The sequence below is a fragment of the Bartonella sp. AA86SXKL genome (assembly GCF_042196885.1).
This window is the reverse complement of record NZ_JBHIRE010000114.1, coordinates 1-1,193: the sequence shown is the minus strand read 5'-3', so window position 1 is coordinate 1,193 and position 1,193 is coordinate 1. Positions and strand designations below refer to the sequence as shown.

The following is a 1,193-nucleotide window of genomic DNA, read 5'->3' as shown; positions in this document are numbered from 1 at the left end:
CGCTTCACCCAGCATATCCGCTTCATCCAACGCATCCCCCTCATCCAGCGCATCCGCTTCACCCAGCATATCCGCTTCACCCAGCATATCCGCTTCACCCAACGCATCCGCTTCACCCAACGCATCCGCTTCACCCAGCATATCCGCTTCATCCAGCGCATCCGCTTCATCCAACATTCTTCCTTCAGGAAGCGTGATCGGTTTAATAGGTGGAGGACAGTTGGCGCGCATGTTAGCCATAGCGGCAGCAGAACTAGGATTTCGAACAGTTGTTTTTTGCCCTGAAACGGATTGTCCAGCATCACAAACAACAAACGATCATATTGTTTCACCCTATGATGATGACTCAGCCTTAGATCGTTTTATATCTCTGTGTGATGTTATAACCTATGAGTTTGAAAATCTTTCCCTTCAAATGATTCAATATGTAGAGAAAAGCAAGCCGGTTTATCCCTCTTCGAAGGCATTAGAGTTTACACAAGATCGGCTTTTTGAGAAGCAATTTTTGCAAGAGCAAGGGATCAAAACGGCATTATGGCATGCTGTTGATGATATGTCTTCTCTAGTCTTAGGACTTTCCCAGTTAGGCGGTCGTGGTCTTTTGAAGACACGACGTTTTGGCTATGATGGAAAAAATCAGATGATGCTTAATCATCCCAATGAAGAAACCCTAGAGAAAGCATTCACGGCTTTTAAGGAACAGGCATCGATTTTGGAAGAAATTTTTCCTTTTTTATCGGAAATTTCTGTTCTCTCGGCACGCACGAAACAAGGGGAACATATTTTTTATGATTGCCCTGAAAATCAGCATCAAAACGGCATTCTTCACAAATCATTTGTTCCATCCCGTATTCCGCTTTCGGTGCAAAAGGCAGCGCAAGAAATAAGTGCAACGGTTATGGATGCCTTGAATTATGTAGGTGTTCTTTGCATTGAATTTTTTGTCTTAATGGATGGGAGCCTTTTAGTAAATGAATTAGCGCCTCGTGTTCATAACTCTGGCCACTGGACGCAAAAGGCGTGCGTAACTTCACAGTTTGAACAACATATCCGTGCCATTTGCGGTCTTCCTTTGGGGAGCACATACCGGCACAGCAATTGCGAGATGACCAATCTTCTTGGCAGCAATCTGCAAGATTTCAAATATTATCTCACACAAGAGCGCACATCGGTCCATTTATATGGCAAAAGCC

Annotated in this window: 1 protein-coding gene; it reads left to right on the top strand. The window is 44.3% G+C overall.

Annotated features, from left to right (window positions below):
• Positions 1–13: 13 nt before the first annotated feature.
• On the top strand, positions 14–1,193 hold a 1,180-nt coding region (locus ACFIO5_RS10285), incomplete at its 3' end, for a 5-(carboxyamino)imidazole ribonucleotide synthase (RefSeq protein WP_375705347.1).